The organism is Labilibaculum euxinicum, from assembly GCF_009795715.1.
In the GTDB taxonomy this organism is placed as follows: Bacteria; Bacteroidota; Bacteroidia; order Bacteroidales; family Marinifilaceae; genus Labilibaculum; species Labilibaculum euxinus.
In genome coordinates, this window is sequence record NZ_WTCR01000005.1 from 198,380 (window position 1) to 216,898 (window position 18,519).

The 18,519-nt window shown below is 35.5% G+C and carries 17 protein-coding genes; 7 read left to right on the top strand and 10 right to left on the bottom strand.

Going from position 1 to position 18,519, the window contains the following annotated elements; genetic code table 11:
• Positions 1-56 precede the first annotated feature (56 nt).
• The 4 genes from GQR60_RS08320 (at position 57) to GQR60_RS08335 (ending at position 3,311) form a co-directional block, all read left to right on the top strand.
• Positions 57-881, top strand: a complete 825-nt coding sequence (locus GQR60_RS08320) for a phosphatidate cytidylyltransferase (RefSeq protein WP_160463441.1) — start codon at positions 57-59, stop codon at positions 879-881.
• 25 nt (positions 882-906) lie between these two features.
• Entirely contained in the window at positions 907-1,566 is a 660-nt protein-coding gene (locus GQR60_RS08325) for a phosphatidylserine decarboxylase family protein (RefSeq protein WP_124992471.1), read from the top strand.
• 94 nt (positions 1,567-1,660) lie between these two features.
• Positions 1,661-2,530: a hypothetical protein gene (locus GQR60_RS08330; protein WP_124992472.1), complete on the top strand. Its 870-nt coding sequence runs from the start codon at positions 1,661-1,663 to the stop codon at positions 2,528-2,530.
• Between the two features lie 4 nt (positions 2,531-2,534).
• Positions 2,535-3,311 (top strand): SDR family oxidoreductase, encoded by a 777-nt coding sequence (locus GQR60_RS08335; RefSeq protein WP_124992473.1) that lies wholly within the window; start codon positions 2,535-2,537, stop codon positions 3,309-3,311.
• Between the two features lie 167 nt (positions 3,312-3,478).
• Here GQR60_RS08335 and GQR60_RS08340 read toward each other — a convergent pair whose 3' ends face one another.
• The 4 genes from GQR60_RS08340 to GQR60_RS08355 all read right to left on the bottom strand — a co-directional run bounded on the left by GQR60_RS08340 (position 3,479) and on the right by GQR60_RS08355 (position 7,306).
• Positions 3,479-4,033, bottom strand: a complete 555-nt coding sequence (locus tag GQR60_RS08340; RefSeq protein ID WP_124992474.1) for a hypothetical protein — start codon at positions 4,031-4,033, stop codon at positions 3,479-3,481.
• A gap of 16 nt (positions 4,034-4,049) precedes the next feature.
• Positions 4,050-4,604, bottom strand: coding sequence for a hypothetical protein (locus GQR60_RS08345; RefSeq protein WP_124992475.1), 555 nt, complete (start codon positions 4,602-4,604; stop codon positions 4,050-4,052).
• Positions 4,605-5,176: 572 nt separating this feature from the next.
• Positions 5,177-6,202, bottom strand: coding sequence for a PGAP1-like alpha/beta domain-containing protein (locus GQR60_RS08350; protein WP_124992476.1), 1,026 nt, complete (start codon positions 6,200-6,202; stop codon positions 5,177-5,179).
• Between the two features lie 39 nt (positions 6,203-6,241).
• Positions 6,242-7,306: a putative type IX sorting system protein PorV2 gene (locus GQR60_RS08355; protein WP_124992477.1), complete on the bottom strand. Its 1,065-nt coding sequence runs from the start codon at positions 7,304-7,306 to the stop codon at positions 6,242-6,244.
• Between the two features lie 126 nt (positions 7,307-7,432).
• Between GQR60_RS08355 and pssA the strand changes: the two genes are divergently transcribed.
• The gene (pssA, locus tag GQR60_RS08360) at positions 7,433-8,188 is read left to right on the top strand and encodes a CDP-diacylglycerol--serine O-phosphatidyltransferase (protein WP_124992478.1); all 756 of its coding nucleotides are present in this window, start codon (positions 7,433-7,435) and stop codon (positions 8,186-8,188) included.
• Between the two features lie 86 nt (positions 8,189-8,274).
• Here pssA and GQR60_RS08365 read toward each other — a convergent pair whose 3' ends face one another.
• The 6 genes from GQR60_RS08365 to GQR60_RS08390 form a co-directional block, all read right to left on the bottom strand.
• Entirely contained in the window at positions 8,275-9,117 is an 843-nt protein-coding gene (locus GQR60_RS08365) for a CPBP family intramembrane glutamic endopeptidase (RefSeq protein WP_124992479.1), read from the bottom strand.
• 11 nt (positions 9,118-9,128) lie between these two features.
• On the bottom strand, positions 9,129-11,057 hold the full coding sequence (locus GQR60_RS08370; RefSeq protein ID WP_124992480.1) for a DUF3857 and transglutaminase domain-containing protein: 1,929 nt from the start codon (positions 11,055-11,057) through the stop codon (positions 9,129-9,131).
• A gap of 190 nt (positions 11,058-11,247) precedes the next feature.
• Positions 11,248-12,339, bottom strand: a complete 1,092-nt coding sequence (locus GQR60_RS08375; protein ID WP_124992481.1) for a chorismate mutase — start codon at positions 12,337-12,339, stop codon at positions 11,248-11,250.
• A gap of 257 nt (positions 12,340-12,596) precedes the next feature.
• The gene (gene cydB, locus GQR60_RS08380) at positions 12,597-13,730 is read right to left on the bottom strand and encodes a cytochrome d ubiquinol oxidase subunit II (protein ID WP_124992482.1); all 1,134 of its coding nucleotides are present in this window, start codon (positions 13,728-13,730) and stop codon (positions 12,597-12,599) included.
• Positions 13,731-13,732: 2 nt separating this feature from the next.
• Positions 13,733-15,289, bottom strand: a complete 1,557-nt coding sequence (locus tag GQR60_RS08385; RefSeq protein ID WP_124992483.1) for a cytochrome ubiquinol oxidase subunit I — start codon at positions 15,287-15,289, stop codon at positions 13,733-13,735.
• 1 nt (position 15,290) lies between these two features.
• Entirely contained in the window at positions 15,291-15,536 is a 246-nt protein-coding gene (locus GQR60_RS08390; RefSeq protein ID WP_124992484.1) for a DUF4492 domain-containing protein, read from the bottom strand.
• A gap of 629 nt (positions 15,537-16,165) precedes the next feature.
• Here GQR60_RS08390 and GQR60_RS08395 point away from each other — a divergent pair.
• Complete coding sequence (locus GQR60_RS08395; RefSeq protein ID WP_124992485.1) at positions 16,166-17,101, top strand: 4Fe-4S dicluster domain-containing protein; 936 nt, start codon at positions 16,166-16,168, stop codon at positions 17,099-17,101.
• Positions 17,102-17,168: 67 nt separating this feature from the next.
• Positions 17,169-18,509 (top strand): NrfD/PsrC family molybdoenzyme membrane anchor subunit, encoded by a 1,341-nt coding sequence (gene nrfD / locus GQR60_RS08400; protein ID WP_124992486.1) that lies wholly within the window; start codon positions 17,169-17,171, stop codon positions 18,507-18,509.
• Positions 18,510-18,519: the final 10 nt, after the last annotated feature.

An 18,519-nucleotide genomic window follows, 5' to 3' on the forward strand; every position in this document is an offset into this window, starting at 1 on the left:
TTACAAAAGCAAAATCTGCAGGTTAGGATCAGATTCAACTATATAAAATATATCAAGTGGGGAACTTTATCAAGAGAACATTATCAGCTGCCATTTTTGCAATTGTTTTAATAGCGGGAATTACCCTGCACCCAATTGGCTTTTTAGCCGTTTTTCTTGGAATCACCCTGTTAGGTACTTTTGAATTTTACAAGTTAGCGAAGAAAGCCAATAGTTCGCCGCAATTTGTAACTGGTATGCTTGCTGCAGGATTTTTATTCTTAGCCTGCTTTGCTGATTTGCACCTTAATATTACAAGTATTTTTCTTCTGTTAGTGGTAACCATTGTTATGCTGCCCATTATAGAATTGTACCGAAAAAAAGAAAACCCATTTGCGAATATTGCATTCACGTTATTGGGCTTACTATATGTGGCACTTCCCTTCTCATTATTAAATTATATGGTTTTCCCATTTAATGATCAACAATTCCATTACGAAATAATTCTGGGGGTTTTTGTGATGATTTGGGCGAATGATACTGGAGCCTATTTAGTTGGTGTTAATTTTGGAAAGCACAGACTTTTTGAGCGGATTTCGCCTAAAAAATCATGGGAAGGAAGCATTGGAGGTTCAATTATAACATTAGTAGTTGCTTGGTTATACTCCAATTACTCAGACGATTTAACTCAGGTTCAATGGTTGGTAACCGGAGTAATTGTTGTTGTTTTCGGATCAATTGGTGATTTAGTTGAATCTCTTTTCAAGCGAAGTATTAACATTAAAGATTCAGGAAATATCCTGCCAGGACACGGTGGCATTCTTGATCGCTTTGATGCCATTTTGTTAGTATCTCCTATGGTTTTTGTATTCTTGCAAACAATCAAAGAATTTTTTCATTAAATTTGCCAAAATTTAAATTCAAAGTATGACAATTCACAAGGAAGGATTCGGAATTATTGCAGTATTTTTTATCGCTATTGCAGTTATAGATGCAATACTGTTTTTCACCATTGGTTCCGGACTTTTATTCGATATCTTCTTCGCGGTAAGCATCACATTTTTCTTGTTGGTTGTATCTTTTTTCAGGGTTCCTAAACGTACTCCTGTTGTTGGAGACAACTTGATTATTGCTCCTGCAGATGGAAAAGTGGTTGTGATAGAAGAAACAGAAGAATCGGAATATTTTAAAGATAGAAGACTTCAGGTTTCCATATTTATGTCACCCTTAAACGTTCATATCAACTGGTATCCTGTACAAGGATTGATAAAATATTTCAGACACCACAGCGGCTTATTTTTAAAAGCGTGGTTGCCTAAATCTTCTTCCGAAAACGAAAGAACTACAATCGTAATCGAGAAAGACGAGAACATCACAATTTTAATGAGACAAATTGCCGGTGCTGTTGCGCGTAGAATCGTGTCTTACTCTGTAGAAGGCGAAAAAGTGGAGCAATGTCAGCAGGAAGGATTCATTAAATTTGGTTCAAGAGTTGATCTTTACCTTCCCTTAGGAACAAAAATTGATGTGAAATTAAACCAGAAAGTAACTGGTTCTCAAACTATCATTGGCCGTTTCTCCGATTAAATTAACAGTAACACATCCTTATTGCGAATAATTTTTCAGGTCTGATCTGTAAAAAGTCGTAACTTCACGTTTGCGAACTTTTAACCAATATATCATGACAAAGATTATTCGATTTATAGCTATTGCCCTAATTTGCATACAAAGCTCTGCAAGTTTTGGACAACAAACAGATGTTCCCGCATTTCTCAGCTCAGAGCTTGAATTTCTTTGGGAAAGTGAAAACACTCTTGAAGTTCCTGAATCAGTTTTTTTCGATGCTGACAACTCCTGCATATATGTTTCAAATATAAAAGGAACGCCCAGCAATCAGGATGGTAATGGGTACATTTCCAAGCTTAACCTAAAAGGGGAAATTACTACTCACAAGTGGATTACCGGACTTGATGCTCCAAAAGGAATGGCCAAATACGGCAATTTCCTTTTTGTTAGTGATATTAATGATTTGATTGTGATTGATATCCTCAAAGGAGAAATCTGTAAAAAATATCCTGCCCCTACAGCTATTTTTCTAAATGATGTTGCAGTAAATCCTAAAACCGGGACTGTTTATGTTTCAGATAATATGACAGGGAGTATTCACCGTCTGAAAAATGGAAATTTTACTGTCTGGTTAAAAGACGATCAACTGGATCATGTAAACGGCTTAACCTTTAAGAATGATTATCTTTGTGCCGGTGTTCTCAACAAAATTATTAAAATTGAGACAGACACTAAATCGATTAAAACTCTTGCTGATAACACAGGAAGCATAGATGGATTGATAAATCTTGATGACAACACTTGGATAATATCTGATTGGGTTGGCAACATACAGATGATAAAATCGGGGAAAGCTAAAAAACTGCTAAGCTCTGCCGAGCAGCAAATAAACGCAGCCGATTTAGGCTATATTCCCGAACAAAAAATAATTTTAGTTCCTACATTTCATAACAATAGGGTAATTGCCTATCAGTTAAAAAAATAATTTTATGGATTTACACATTAAAAATCAACTCTTTGTGGTTTGCGGTGCCACATCGGGATTTGGGAGTGCCGTATTAAAAAATTTAGTCGCTGATGGTGCTAAAGTGATTGCCATTGCCCGCGGACAAGAGAAACTGGATGAGTTGCAAAATTCCAATCCAGATCAAATAGAAAGCTTTTGCGGTGATATCACTCAATCGGAAACCATCCATCTGTTATCGGAAAAAATAGGCAGTAGAAAGCTCTCTGGTGCTTTTGTAAATGCTGGAGGACCACCGGCAATGAAAACCCTGGAAACAAAACTTGACGATTGGGACAATGCCTACCATCAGCTATTGCGTTGGAAAGTAGAATTGACCCAGACTCTTGTTCCTTTGATGATAAAAGAAAGTTACGGAAGAATGGTTTTTTTGGAAAGTTCATCGGTAAAACAACCCATTGATAATTTGGTGTTGAGTACCTCGCTGCGTCTTTCGGTTGTTGGTTTTGTAAAAACCCTTTCGCAGGAAATTGCCGAATCGGGAGTAACACTAAACATTGTTGGCCCGGGATATCATGAAACTCCTGCCATTAATAGATTATTAGAGAAAAAAGCTGAACAGGAAAATATCACTTCCCAGAAAGCTAAAGATAAAATTGCCTCGGGCATCAGAATGAAACGGATGGGAAATCCTGAAGACTTGGGTCAGCTGGCCACTTGGCTGCTCTCTCCTTCCTCAGGCTATATTACCGGCCAAACCATTAGTGTTGATGGCGGGCAGATTTTAGGAATACACGGATAAATAACAACTCCCAATGAATTGAATTCTTTGGGGTTATTACTTTTTCCTTCGTATGTTATTTCCATATCCCCTACGGGGAAAATTTATTTACTGCATTACCTTAACCACTACGAACTAAAATCACACGTAAAATTGTGTATGATTCACTTTACAATGTGCCAATCCTCTTATTTCCCACTGGATTCCAAAATCTCAAAATATCCGGAAGTATGGATGTAATTACTCTTATCTGTCACCCAAAACTCCATTTCCTCGGCTGTTGACTTTATTGTCTGATATCGGGACGAATCATATTTTAATTTCTTTCGCATTTTCGGACTTAAATATTCAATGTCCATTTCCAATACACAGGTATCTTTTTGATTTAAGACCACAAGTGGAGCCTCTTTTAATTGATCGGGATTTTCCAAATAAGAATAGTAGGCAAGTAATTTTTGAATGTTGGTATGATATTCTTCCAATTTCAACTGATCTACTTCTATTAACTTCTCGCCGGATTGAGAATGTACATTCAAAAAATAGTTGTCTCCTTCTTTCATCACCTGACCATAGTCATAAGCAGAGTCATCAACATCAGCAAACAACAGATAAGTTTGTTTCTCGGCTAGATCTATGGTATCTCCCACGACCGGATGAAGAATTATCACTTCTTTCTGAGCGAAAACTGAAAGAGTACCAAAAAGAATAAATGTATTGAGAAACACCACCTTTAAATCCTTCATAGCACAAGTTTATGTTTTAATTATTTTTTTTCTTATCAGATACGTAAATCACAAAATGACTCGCTGTTTTAATATAATTTTCCTGATCTTCACCCCAATAACCTTTCCGTTCTGCATCTGATTTCAAATATTGATATCGATCTGAATCCTTCCTCAACTTTTTCTTCATTTTTGGACTTAAATATTCAATATCCATCTCCGATGCGCAAGTATCTTTTTGATTTAAGACCACAAGTGGAGCCTCTTTTAATTGATCGGGATTCTCCAAATAAGAATAGTAGGCAAGTAATTTTTGAATGTTAGTATGATATTCTTCCAATTTCAACTGATCTACTTCTATTAACTTTTCACCGGATTGAGAATGTACATTCAAAAAATAGTTGTCTCCTTCTTTCATCACCTGACCATAGTCATAAGTAGAGTCATCAACATCAGCAAACAACAGATAAGTTTGTTTCTCGGCCAGATCAATGGTATCCCCCACAATCGGATGAAGAATTACGATTTGTTTTTGGGCAAATACAGAAATACTGCCAATTAAAAACAGAATGCTTACAATTAAATTTTTCATGAGGCTTACTAATTTACTGATACAACCAAATTATTAACTACATGAATCTAATCAATTAAATCCTTATATGCACTTATAATATTTCAAATTATGGTGACATACATTTAATTTAGAATGAAACAATATTCCAAGGAAACCGTTATATTTATCCCCAGCAGGGAAATCTGAAGAATTCTGTTTTTCTGTTGCATTATTTCAACTATTAAACGGTAAAAAAATACAAACTCATATTTCAAAATAATTTTAGGAATTACTTACAAGCATAGGGCATTTTGTTAAAAAGCGAGGTACTGCTATATTCCCGCAAACAGCATATAGAATTCCAACACTTACATTTTAATATCCTTGGTCTACATTCAGATTCCCAAAAGAAACATTTACGATCCCTTTATCAACATTCAAATTCCCGGAAGCAACATTGGAAGTGTTTTGACTTACATTTTCGCTCCCGAAGACTACAATCACATGCCCCACAGCTGCAATTCTTACTCATTCCTGCAAAATTGACAGTGTGTGTTGCATGTTAGGTCAGGTAAAATCAGCATCATACAATGTAGTCAGTAAAATTTTTCTTATCTCTTTCTGCGAAACCACGATCGAACTTTCCTTTTCTGAATAGAAAGTTTCAGTTTGGTTATTTTAAAGTATTTATTTGTTCTTCCAACTAATTTTTCTTTGAATGTTAAGCGTTCGGAGAGAATGAACCCATTCAGTATTTTGGAAAATTCGGGCGTACGCAAATAACCATAGGATTTATGAGGATTAGCAACACCATTTATTTCATAGTTATTTACAACTAAAAAATCGACAGGCTTTATGCCAGATTTATTCTCAGAAAAATCATCAGCCAATTCATAGTTTAAAGCTACTTTATCCAAAATATCAGAAAAGTTGTACCAACTGTTAACACCTTCAGGTGTAATCATGAAACTTTGTCCGTTTAATTTTTGCCTTTGTTCTGCGGCAATTTTACTAACAACTATGGGTAAGCCCAGAGGAGAACCAATGGTAATTAAAGTATGAATCTTAATTTGATCAGCTAAAAAAGTCAGAACATCAAAAGCCACTATCGATCCCATTGAATGAGCGATCAACATGATATTATCCTTCTGATATTTTTCGAGTACTTTTAATAATCTCTCTCTTATCAGATCTTTTATTTTGGTGGTGGATGCTGCTTCTACAGTAGTTTCTTCTTTGTAGTAAGTCTCCAGATCTGTAAAGTAATTACTTAAAATACGATCCGTTATAAAAGAATAATTTAAAGAGAAGTCTTCATTTAGAAAAATCCGGTTTAGTTGCCGGTTCAAAAATCCAACAATCTTTTTTCTTGTATCATGATTCTCCGGCAAGAGTTTCTTGCTTGGTTTCACATAAATTTCATCCAGATAATAAGGACTTTCCTTATCTTTTTCGAACTGATTTAATGGTTTATCGTGAAGAATATCGGCCCAATAAACCATTTCATGTTTGGGTAAATCAGTTTTGTAATTGTTGTTTTTTAAGCCTTCAATCATGGCTCGTTCCCACCAACGTTCCAATAAGTCCTTAGGTGGTTTGTTGCCTAAACCATGAATTTGGATAATAACATTTGCCATGCGTTATTGTAATTCTATTAAAATGATTGTAAGTCTTATCTAATCAAAAGCATAAGACAAGGAAAATACATTGGAATATTTTGCAATGGATCGATCTCCAATATCCGTTAAGGCATAATCCAATCTGAAATTTTTATAACGAATCCCCAAACCTAAATTGGGTTGAAAAGTCCACGATTTGGTCTGATCAAAATCGGTTTCTTCCTGAAAATTACTTAGTCCGGCACGAAGAAATATAAACTGTTTGTAGGAAGCTTCCAAACCAAGGTGAGGATCGATACTGATTGGATCTCCCTGAATCAAAACATTTCTCTGTCCGTCGAAAGTCATATCCATATCGAGCTCCGTTAACAATGAAAATTTGTCTGAAATGGTAAATTCCCGGCTTACAGCAAGAATCAATCTTGGTAAAGTAATTTCAGTGGAATTTTCTGGTATTTCGTTACCTGTTAGTTCAAACACTTTTTCCAGATCTCCGGTTTTAAACACCCATGCATTAAAAGTGCTTGTGGCATCTCTAAGAACAGCACCCATCCGCCATTTCCCTTTTCGGTATGTTCCTGCAATGTCAAATCCAAAGCCGTAAGCCGAGGCAAAATCACCTGTGTGCCTGTAAATCAGTTTCACATTTCCACCTATGCTCAACCCTTCAATTCCGGTTTTTCTGGAATATGAAAAAAGAAATGCATAATCGGCCGCCGAGAAGGTCGTTACCAAATCGTAGCGGATGTTTCCATCTTTGTCAATTAATTCCAGTGTATTCGGAATATCATCAACACCGTAACGCAGCAAACTTAAACCAACCGCACTTTTCTCATTTATTTTCATGCCAAAACCCAAATAATCGTATGCTGATAAGCCTCCGAAATATTCAGCATGCATCGCCGAAACATCAAACTTTGTTCTTAACTCCACTAAATTAGCCGGATTCCAATAAGACGATTCAACATCATTTTGAGAAGCAATGGCAGCATTTCCCATTCCAAAAGATCTTGCACCTACTCCAATAGCCAGGAATTCATTACTATATGTTGGAGCTGAAGTCTGGCCGAGCACTGCACCCGTAAGAAACAAGCAAATAAAAAATGCAATAATTCTGGACATATAGTTGATTTTCTTTGACAGGTAAAAATACTATGCTTTTTTTAAACTTATGCATCGAAGCAAAAGAAATCATAAGTTTCGAAAAAATCCATTATTTTTGTGGCGTACTATACAAAATCAAAATTCATGTCAGAAGCAAAAGGGATTATCAAACACATTCCAAATTCAATTACTTGTTTAAACTTACTATCAGGATGCACTGCGAGCCTTATGGCGATGGAAGGCTATTTAGTAAATGCAGCTTTCCTGATTCTTTTAGCTGCTGTATTCGACTTTTTTGACGGTTTAGCTGCCCGGGTGCTAAAAGCTTATTCTCCTATGGGCAAAGAACTCGATTCTCTTGCCGATATGGTTAGTTTTGGTTTTGCTCCGGGGGTTATTGCTTTGGCTTATTTAAAAAATGCTGTTTTAGGTAGTCCTTCTGCCGATTTTGTGCCCGCAGAATTAAGTTATTCGCAAATTGCGCTCTTGTTATCGGCATTTATTATCCCAATATTTTCAGCCCTTCGATTGGCCAAATTTAATATTGATACCCGGCAAACCTCCTCATTTATTGGTGTGCCAACTCCGGCCAATGCAATGTTTTGGGCATCTTTACCACTAGTTTTACACTATGGTAATTATCCACAAATAGAAATAAGTTTGGCCAACCCAATACTATTAATTGCGGCTATTCTTATTACCTCATACTTATTGGTAACTGAAATTCCAATGTTTGCTTTAAAAGTGAAAAGTTTAGCATGGAAAGAAAATAAAATCCGCTACCTATTTCTGATTACCTTACTTGTTCTTGCTATTCTTTTAAAATGGCTGGTGATTCCAATGATTCTGTTTGTTTATATCGGATTTTCCTTACTCGATAATATCCTAAATAAAAAATAAGAGTTTACTCTTTATTTGTAAATCAAAAATAGGCTAAGACTGCAATCGCACATCTTAGCCTATTTTTTATTAGTTGTACTAATAAATTAAATTTCCTCACTTGCTTGCTTGTTAAAATAAACTTCGAAGAATCGATACGATTGCCAAATTACCAATACTGCAAGAGCAAAAATAAATATTCGAGCCATTACTCCTACTTCATATAAATCAGAGATATTTGACATATCAGGATAGTACATCATCAAATAAAAACCAATGCTGTTATTTACAAAATGGATAAAAATACACAGGTAGAGCGATTTTGTTTTCCAATACAAATATCCAAGAGCACAGCCCATAAGTAATCCAACAACAAATTGCCATGGATTTAAGTGTAAAACACCAAAAAATACGGAAGACCATAAAATTGCTTTCCAAGGCTTGTAATTTCTTAACAAACCATCAAGTACAATTCCCCGCATCAATATCTCTTCGAAAATTGGAGCCGCAACTGCAACTGTTAAGAATCCCCAAATATTAGGTTTTACAGCATCTTTAAACATCTCAAGTAACCATTCCGGCATAGGAACCCAACTGGTTATTTCAATATTTACAAGCAAAAATGCCAGTGTCATTATTACTACAACAGGCAAAATTACAATCGGGAATGTATTTAGAGTTAAAATCCCCTTATTTCGGGGATTTTTCCGCCACCACGATCTGGTAATCAGGATTAAAATTACAATGGGAAGTAAATAATTTAATAAGGATAATAAATCACCGTAAATATCAACTTCCATTATCTGAAGCACTCCCATGGGAATACCATAACAAATTGCAACTAAAATAAATAAACCAATAATTCCCCAGCCTTGTTTAATTGTTGGATAAGCCATTTCGGGTTCAAACTGCCCTTCGTCTACTTCAGTTTCTGTTTTGATTTGATTCATTCTTTAGATATTTAGTTACTCCTTTTTATGACCACCTTCGATCCCATCGTTTTACTCATCTGACTGTAAAACTCTCGTAAATCGCCATAGTATTCTTTTGAAAACGATGTTGCATTTATAGAAAATGATGTTCGTATGCAAAGTTCTTTCCCAGTGATTTGCGAATTGAGAGTATATTTCCCTGTTTCTCCAGACAAAATAATTTTCTTTCTTTTTGGGAAATCTTCAAACTGATAACCTTCAGGTAGAATAATCTTCACCATATACGATCGGGATCTTGGATAATTATAGTCGACTCTGTATTGTCTCGATTCTTTTAAAAATGGATTTTTCAAATCCTTTTTATTAAATAAATTAACGTATATGTAATCACTTTCCTGATCCAAACTATTCTCCAATTTAAGATCGCACTCCATTTTTAATGAGAGATTAACATTCTCCTCATTCGTAAAATGGAGAGAATCTTTCTGAAAATCACACTTCTCCAAATCGAATAAATTTGTCATCCAGGACTCAGAACCAACTTCAGTCAATTCCTTTCGGCTTTCGGCAGCAAAATATCCGTTTTCCCTTACTCTAAGCTTACAAACAGGATTCTCTGAATTTGAATAATCATAGGTTATTAATACATCCTGATGATTCTTTTCGTTTGGTTCTATTTTGGCCCAAAAAGGGTTTCCTTTCTTCAATACGAATGCATAATAATTCAAATCTTTTTCTGCAATCAGATCAAAAGGACGATAAGGGGATGTTGCATTAAGAAAAATTCTTTTACCATACAACTCAACAAAAGCAAGAACCTGATCGAACTGACTTAGCAATGGATAAGCCTTTTGAATTAATCCCCTGTTATTGGATCTGGCTAAGGCAGGATTGCAATCGAAACCTGCTTCCCGCAAGAGTAAAACAAGTAAATAATTTATCTCGGAATTAGTCCCAGCTTTCTCATCCAATACATTGGGAGGCGAATTTTCCGGATATATTCTATATTTTCCATTCCATTTCACATGGGATCTTACAAAATCATAAATCTTCTGTAATTTCTCCCAGTTGTTTTCGTTTCCATCCAGAATTGTTTCCAATTGCTTTTTCGCAAAATTTGTTCGTCCTAAAAAATTCACTTTTTCACTATACTCTTTTGCCAATTCTTCATAAGTGGTCATGGAATTTACAAATATCGGAGAAGCGCTTAAGGTAGATTCATCCCGTGTAAAATAGCCGGCTAACTGAAAGCGCAGTTGTTCCACAAAATCATGATAATTATTAATATGAGATTCCTCTTTTATGGAAGGCATATTGGTCAGAGTCCATTGGCTGTTATTTGATTCGGGATACTTTGCTTGTACCTGACTCCCAAACATTACAATATTGTATCGAAATGATTCGGGCATATTCACCTTTAACGAACTGTTTAAGGTAGGTATTTCATCCTGAAAATACCAGGTATCCAAATAAGAGTAGAAGTGCGAATTCGTTGTGTATTTGTATTCAATTATGGATCCAACCTTCACATCAGGCATAGTAAACCGAACTTCACCATAATTTTCATCAACATCCACATCAAAAATTAAATTGTTTGCAATCTCTGAGACTTCTTGTTTGCCCAGTTCATTCAAATTTATGGTTTGTCCTTTTACACCGGAAATATTTTCTATATTATTATTTCTATAGTATGACAATTTAATATTGGCTTGGTCAATTCCCTCCTCCTTCAATATTTTTATCCGTACATGATAAAAATAACGAATTATCGAATAACTCAAATCAACAGAGCATGTTCTGCTAAGAATAACTGCAGACGCATCCTTTTCATAAGGACACTCTTTTAAGGCAAACTCATCTTTAGATACTTTTCCAAACTTAATTCCCTTTGCGTTTGAATTACTAACAACACTCAAAATAAATATGATGAGTAATAAGAATTGTTTTATATATTTCATAAACTTTGAATTAGGTGCTTCAAATTAACAAAATATATTTATATCGTAATTTAAAGTTTCCATTTTCATTCAATTTTGCATATTGATATCACTTATATAGATTTATTTTAAAGAATAGCATGCTCATCTCCAACAAAAAAGGCTAAGATGTTTATCACATTCTTAGCCTTTTCTTATTTTTTGATTGGTACTATTTTCGATTCATTACCTCATTCTGTTTCAAAATGGCTTCCTTATGAATCATTCTCAGTAATTGCGCAACGAATGGCTCAGATAAACCTAAAGATTTCCCTAATTCTATTCCTTTTTCACGCACCTTTTCCCATCGTTGAAGCTGAAGAATTGTCATATTCTTCTCTGCTTTGTATTCCCCAATCCCCTCAACAATATTCATCCGCTGTGCAAGTAATTCTATCAATTGCGAATCTACCGAATCTATTTGGTCCCGATACTTTTCAAGCCGGTTCTCTTCAATATCTTCAACAGAAGACAATCGGCAAACCAATTTTCTTAAAACTTGATTTAAATCTGCAGGAGTTAATTGTCGCTCCTGATCACTTATCCCTTCAACTGCATCAAAATGGCTTTCAAACATCAATCCATCCATATTCAGATCCATTGCCTTTTGCGCCATTTCCTGCACATATTTATTTGCTCCGGCAATATGACTTGGATCGCAAATAATAGGAAGGTTATGAAATCGTGATTTTAATTCGATTGGAATTTCCCATTTGGGAATGTTATGAAGCCTTGTTTTCTCGAAAGGGTAAAATCCTCTGTGAATTGCTGCCAATCTGGAAATGCCTGCTTTATTAATCGTTTCCAAAGCCTCAATCCATAAATTAACGTCCGGATTTATTGGATTCTTTACCATAACGGGAACACTCATTCCTTGCAGAGCACTTGCTAATTCCTGAACCGAAAATGGGTTGGATGTAGTTCTGGCGCCGATCCACAATATATCAACATTATGCCGTAAGCACATTTCAACATGTTTAGGAGAGGCCACCTCAACCATTGTTAACAGTCCGGTTTCCTGCTTAACCTGATTCAGCCATTGCAAAATATCCAAACCACGGTCACCAAAAGACTTAGCAGTCGTCTGTGGTTTCCATGCTCCGGCTTTAAAAATCTTTACCTGTTCTACTTTTTTTAATTCTCTGGCAGTATTCAATAATTGTTCCTCCGACTCTACTATCGAAGGACCGCTTATCACTATTGGTCTTGTATCCAACTTCTTAAACCAAGTATTCATTGGTTTACAATTCTCCAATCCGCTCATATCTTCATTTTAAGACTGTCTAATATCAAAACTGATATTAGTCGCACAAAAATACACTTTTAAATGACATCGGGAAATATGTGCAATTAGAATTGGCATCCTGTTTTGGGATGCCAATCAAATAATTATTATTCTTTTTCTATTTGAGTTTTCAGTTTCTTAAGTGCAAACCTAATGGCTTTGTAACAAATAAAAATCAAAAGCGGCCAGGTTAACAGCCATATTATAGATGATGTATACATGTCTTACGATTTAAATTAATACAAATGATCTTCCGAACTGATTTCCTGAGCATCAATCTTTTTACTATTCATAGCTCTCCATGCCCAAACAATATAGGCTATAACAAAAGGCACCATAAGAGAAACGTAACTCATCGCTGTTAATGTATAGTGCGACGATGATGCATTCTGAATGGTTAAAGAGGATTGTAAATCAGCCAATGAAGGATAAAATGAAGTGTTATTTAATCCTGCTAAAAGAAATAAAGAGAAAACAACCAAAACTGTTCCTCCGCCGGCAAACCAGATTCCTTTTGTGTATTTTTCAAGCAAATATGATTTTACCAATCCAAACAATACTCCTACTACACCTGCTAAAAATAAAACAGCCACAACAGGCATAGCGATAAGATTATGAAGATATTTAAAGGATTCCATACTTACGATACTTGTTTGTGCATCGACTGCAAATCCATCCATTATCAACAAACGAACAGCGAAAAACAGAAAAAATACCAGAAATGGAATTCCTGAAACCAGCAGTTGCTTTTTTGACCGGGCAAATATTTGATCACTCTCTATGCTGTTCATGAAATAGAGGCTTCCCAATACTCTTGCCAGAAAAAAGACTGTTAATCCCAAGGCTACATTGTGAAAATTAAGAACTGCCTCCAATCCACCGTAAGGTGTTGCCCATTTGGATTGATTAAAATCATTTACTGTAAACTCCGCTCCATTAAAAAAGGTTCCTACGGCTGTTCCAATAAGTATGGTTCCCAATAATCCGTTGATAAACAAAAAAGCCTCGAAAGTTTTAGCTCCCCAAACATTATTGGGTTTACTTCTAAATTCGTAAGCTACGGCCTGAATGATAAAACAAAAAAGAATTGCCATCCAAACCCAATAGGCACCTCCAAATGAAGTAGAATAAAACAGAGGAAAAGATGCAAACATGGCACCACCAAAAGTTACCAAAGTTGTGAAAGTGAATTCCCATTTCCGCCCCAGTGCATTAACTACCATGGTTCTTTCCAATTCTGATTTTCCTATTCGATAGATTAGCGTCTGTCCTCCCTGAACAAACATCAGAAATACCAGTAAACTACCTAGTAATGAATCAATAATCCACCAATACTGCTGCAATGCTAAATGCGATAAATTTTCAAACATGATTAGTTTCCTCCGTGATTAGGTCCGATTTTAATTTGCTTTAACATGATTTTGATTTCTGCAATCAATAGTCCGGTAAATACAATCAGGAAAAGGAAGAATGTAATTATCACAGACATACTATCAATACTTGAAACTGCAGCCATTGTAGGCATCAAATCCTGAATCACCCATGGCTGGCGTCCCATTTCGGCCAGAATCCACCCACACTCAGAAGCCAGATATGCCAACGGGATACTCCAAATCGCCATACGTAAAAACCACTTTTTATTAACTACGCTTCCTTTATAGATATATACCAAACACAATACAAACAACAAAATAAAATACATTCCCAGTCCAACCATAATATGGAAACTGTAAAAGGATATTGAAACCGAAGGAACCACTTCATATGGATCAGAAAAATAACCGTAACCAAAATATTTAAAATTAGCTTTCAGCTCTTTTTCAGCTTCTTTTGCACCAACTGTATCATCAGTTTTCTTAGCCGCTTTATACGCTTTTAACGCAGCAATGGCTTTGCGCCCCATTTCCATCTTCTCAGTTACAGGCGGATGAATTTCACCATCGTTATCGGTATATCCGTTAATGATATCGTTCACTCCGGGAACAAAAGCATTTCCATCCAAATAAGCCATATAAGAAAGCATGTTTGGAATTTCAATTTTAAAATGAAAATCCTTCATATTCTCATTGGTACCATCTCCTTCACTTGTTGACATAATTCCCAATGCAACCAAACCAGCTCCTTTCGATCCATTATATAAACCCTCGAAGGCAGCAAATTTCATTGGTTGATCGCGAACAATTTCTCTCGCAGAATTATCGCCGGTCATAACCGTAAATAAAGAGGTAAGCAATCCAAAAACAGCAGCCACAACAATACTTCTCTTTGCAAAAACCACATTCGTTTTTTTCAAAATATACCAGGCACTTACACCTATTACGAAAACTGCTGCAAGAATATAAGCTGAAGAAATTGTATGTAAAAATTTATTAACCGCAGTTGGTGAAAACAGGACATCCCAAAAGTTATCCATTTCGTTGCGTGCCGTGTCCGGATTAAATTTCATTCCAACAGGATTCTGCATCCAGCCATTGGCAACTAAAATCCACAAAGCAGATAGATTGGAACCAATTGCAACTAACCATGTAGAAATTAAATGGAACTTTTTACTTACTTTATTCCAGCCAAAAAACATCACTGCAATAAATGTAGATTCCATAAAAAAGGCCATAATTCCTTCAATAGCAAGAGGTGCTCCAAATATATCACCTACGAACCATGAATAATTCGACCAGTTGGTACCAAACTCAAATTCAAGAATAATTCCTGTTGCAACACCAATCGCAAAATTAATTCCAAAAAGAGTCATCCAAAACTTGGTGGTCTTTTTCCATGCCGGATCATTGGTTTTCACATAAATGGTTTCCATGATAGCAATAATGAAAGCCATACCTAACGTTAAAGGGACAAAAATCCAGTGATACATCGCAGTAAGTGCAAACTGCGCCCTGGACCAATCCACTAAAGAAAGATCTAAATTTTCGATCATTTTATTGATTTTTAGGATTAGTTAATTGATCAATCACATAATCACTACGCTCCTGATCGCTGTCATATTTTGTTTTTAAGAAATTTGGAAAGAATAACAACTTTAAAATAAAGAACATAACAAATAGCTTTATCAAAATAATAAGCCAAAGCTGACGACTCCATTTACTTTGATTTCGAAAACCTTCGTAATAGAATGTCCAAATAGTTTTTGGCAATTTTAATAATCTGTTGAGTGTATTATTCATTGTATTAAAGAACTACTATATTTTATTCCACATACTTTATCTTGATAAAATAAAAGACATCCAAGTCCGATTTTGCTTATCAAAATACATAACAAATGTAAAATTATTTAAGAAACAGAAGTCAAATTTACCATAGATAGATTTTATATGGTCATATAGAAAATCAATAAATATTTAATTTGCAATTAGTTGAAACACCAACCACCAAACTAAACACCTTCAAACACACTGATTTTAAAGGTATCCGATAATTTACTGCCTCTTGTAATAAATTCCAGTGTTTTATCTCACAAAACATTAGAAACTTAAAAAGAAAGAATTAAAATTCATATTATCAAGCCATTACCCTTCAATAACTCACAAGAATGATAAAAACACATTGAGATCTGTTTATTAGCTTCTCTATTTGACAGGTCATTACAAATGAAAATATTTATTTATATTTGAGTTAGTTCGTAATCGTTTGTAAAGCATAATACAATTAAACAAACATAGGATAAAAGCCCTATTAATAAGGAATTTACCTTCTTATTTAGAATTGTTTCAAAAAAGTATTTTCAGCTCTTATTTCAATTACTCCCATTTGATAAAATGGACGTACTTAAATAAAAAACTAACCCAATTGCATAATGAAAGAAGAAACATCAAACAACAGCAGACGAAAGTTCCTTAAAAGTGTTGGGATTACCGTTGGCGCAGCAGGTGTTGTTAGTGGATTTTCTCTTCTTGGTGCAGCTAAAGCTGCAGCACAAGAACCTGGAGAAACAGTAAATCTGTTAACACAAGATGGACAACTCGTTCAAGTTGATAAAAATCAATTGCGCCCAACAGTAACAGGACCACTTACCGAATTGCAGAAAAGAGGACGTGAAGGTATTGCCGGAAAGTCGTTTGTAATGGTTATTGATCTTAGTAAATGTAGAAATGCCCGAAAATGTATGGCTGCATGTCAAAATCATCACCAATTAAGACCGGATCAACACCATATTAATGTTCTTCAAATGCAGGATGCTGAACATACAGCTCCTTATTTTATGCCCAAACCTTGTCAGCATTGCGACAATCCTCCGTGTACCAAAGTTTGTCCGGTAGATGCTACTTTCAAACGTCAGGATGGAATTGTACTAATCGATAATGAACGATGTATTGGTTGTCGGTTTTGTATAGCAGCCTGTCCTTACTCTGCGCGTATTTTCCAATGGACAGAACCTAAGGATGCGGAAAAATATAAAAATCTCACCTACAATATCGAAGCTAACGTTCCTCAAAAGAAAGGTACAGTAAGTAAATGTTTATTTAGTGCCGACAGACTTCGCGAAAACAAACTTCCTTCCTGCGTTTCTTCCTGCCCGAATGGTGTTTACTATTTTGGAGATCAAAATGAAGATGCTGTTACCAACGGTACAACTCACGAAACAGTTCGTTTTTCTCAATTAATAAAAGAAAATGCGGGATATACGCTGATGCCTGAGTTAGGAACGAAACCCCGCGTTTATTACCTGCCTCCAAAAAACAGAGCTTTTGAGTTTAATGGTGATCTTTTAAACGAAGAAAATCTTCATTAAAGCATTGTTTCAATCATCAATAAAAGAATAATAAACAGATTTTATTTGCCCTAAATAATTTAATCTTATGAATGACTTACAAGAACAGAAAGAAACGACTCTTTCGTTTGAGAAAATAAAAAAAGACATTCTTCGTCCGATGCAAAACCACAAAGGTCTGGAACTTTGGATTGCGTTTCTAATAACAGTAATAAGTGTTTGTGCCTGGGCCTACTACGTACAATTACGTGACGGATTGGGAGTTACCGGCATGCGCGATTACGTATCCTGGGGACTGTACATTGCCAACTTTGTATTTTTTGTTGCCGTGAGTTTGGTTGGAATGCTTATTTCGTCGATTCTGGGTTTGCTCCGAATCGATTGGATAACACCAATATCGAGAATTGCTGAGATAATAGCAGTTGCCTTTGTTGCCGTTGCCGGTCTGGTAATTATTATGGATATGGGACGTCCCGACAGAGTAGTTAATGTGCTTATCCATGGTCGTTTTCAATCTCCAATTCTTTGGGATATAACTGTAGTAACCACCTATCTGACAATAAGTCTTCTGTTACTGATTTTACCAATGATTCCAGATTTGGCGATCTGCAAAAATGAATTAAAAAAAGCATCTCCTTTATTGAAAAAACTGTACAATATTCTTTCATTTGGTTATATCAACACTCCTGGGCAATACAAGCACTTACACAAAATGATCCGGACATTAATGGTTCTTATTGTTCCGGTAGGTTTGGCAATTCATACCGTAACCTCGTGGTTGTTTGCTGCAACCTTGCGAAATGGTTGGGATACTACAATTTTTGGCCCCTACTTCGTTGCAGGAGCATTTGTAGCAGGTTCGGCAGGATTAATCGTAGCTATGTATTTTTTCCGCGTTAGTTATAAACTGAAGGATTACATTACCGATGTTCAGTTCGATAATATGGGAAAACTGATGGTGGCTGTATGTTTGGTATATTTATATTTCAATTTAAATGAGTTCTTGGTTCCCGGGTACAAAATGAAAACCGGAGATGATGTTCATTTAACGGAATTATTCGCCGGACATTGGGCAATCATGTTCTGGTCGTCTCAATTGCTGGGTAATGTGATTCCAATTATGCTATTGGTTACCAAAAAATTCAGAAAGCCTTTTCCTATCATGATTATTTCATTATTTATTTTAGCAGGAGCCTGGATCAAAAGATATGTAATTGTTATCCCAACATTACTTCATCCTCATTTACCCATTCAGAATGTACCACAAAACTTTGTACACTACTATCCTAGTGCGATAGAAATTTCTGTAACCGTTTTAAGTTTTGCTTTAGCACTCTTAATCATCACCGTTTTATCAAAAATATTCCCGGTAGTTCCCATATGTGAAATTGCCGAACAAAAAGGAATCGAAGTGAAAATTGAAGCTTAAAAACATGCAA